Genomic DNA, 1,293 nt, shown 5'->3' with positions numbered 1-1,293 from the left:
TGTTGTCGACCAGGAGCTGCACCGACCCCGGCTTGTCTCGGAACGCCTGGCATGTGGCCGGCGCTCGGGAACCAGCTCACCTTGCCAGGTCTAGGTGTGATGTACAGGGACGTTGGTCAGTCGGCTGACTGGCGGCCTGCCGCCGATGGCGGAGTGGGCTCGGTGATGATTGTAGAAGTGAAGCCAGCCGGGCAGGGCCGCGTTGCGCTGGTCGGTTGAGTCGTAGAACCGGGCGTAGGCCCAGCCGTCGGCCAGGGTGCGGTGGAAGCGTTCGATCTTGCCGTTTGTCTGTGGCCGGTAGGGCCGGGTCCGTTTGTGGGTGATGCCGAGCGCTGCGCAGGTGTCGCGCCATGCGAATGACCGGTAGCAGGCCCCGTTGTCGGACAGGACGCGCTCGACGGTGACGCCGTGGTCTGCGAACCAGGCGACGGCCCGCTCGAGGACTCCGGCGGCGGTGCCGGCCTTCTCGTCGGCGTGGATCTCGACGTAGGCGACGCGGGAGTGGTCGTCGATCACGGTGTGCAGGAACGCCGTGCCAGTGCGGGGCTTGTAGTCCTTGCCCTTGGGCAGGCCGGGGGTCGCGAGCTGGTTCTGGTAGCCCTGCTGGCGGCCCACGAAGCGGTGGCCGCCGCCGTCGGGAATGTTGCCGAACTTGGTGACATCGACATGGATCATCGAGCCGGGGTGATCGTGTTCGTAGCGGCGCAACGGTTCGCCGGTGACCCGGTCGATGCGTGACAGGCGGTTGATCCGGCAGCGCACGAGTACGGCGTGCACGGTGGAGGCCGCAACGCCGAGCCGGCCGGCGATCTGGACCGGGCCGATCCGCTGCCGCCACCGCAACCGCACGATCTGCCGCACCCGGTGCAGGCTCGTCTTGGCCGGGCTCGTGTGCGGCCGTGAACTGCGATCGACCATCCCCGCCGGCCCTTCGGCGCGGTAACGATCGGCCCACTTCTTCGCGGTCTTCGGGGCGACCATGAACATCTTGGCCGCCGCGGCGTAGGTCCAATGCGAGTCGACGACGAGCCGCGCGAGCCGCAGACGGGTGATCTGGGTCAGGGTCGCGTTAACGTGGGACACGAAGGCCTCCTGGTTGGTGAAGCGGTTCCTTAGACAGCTCCACTTCACAACCGGAGGCCTTCACCTGTCAGACCGACTCACCGCCGCAAGGCGGGACAACCTCCCTGGACATCACATCTAACCCTAGGAATCGAACAACTCCAGGCGACGACAGTGCTCACCGGCCGGCGGCCCAAAACCAGCGTCTTCCCCAACAACCCACCGAGAACG

1 protein-coding gene is annotated in these 1,293 nt (G+C 67.1%); it reads right to left on the bottom strand.

The genetic code is table 11. The features are described from left to right. Positions 1-90: 90 nt before the first annotated feature. Positions 91-1,083 carry an IS481 family transposase gene (locus AB0H22_RS25395; RefSeq protein WP_358150044.1) on the bottom strand — a complete coding sequence of 331 codons (993 nt, stop codon included), beginning with the start codon at positions 1,081-1,083 and terminating at the stop codon, positions 91-93. Positions 1,084-1,293 lie beyond the last annotated feature (210 nt).

This window comes from Mycobacterium sp. NPDC050853, from assembly GCF_040653875.1.
GTDB lineage: Bacteria > Actinomycetota > Actinomycetes > Mycobacteriales > Mycobacteriaceae > Mycobacterium.
The sequence above is the reverse complement of the archived record's forward strand: the minus strand, read 5'-3'. Positions and strand labels throughout refer to the sequence as shown.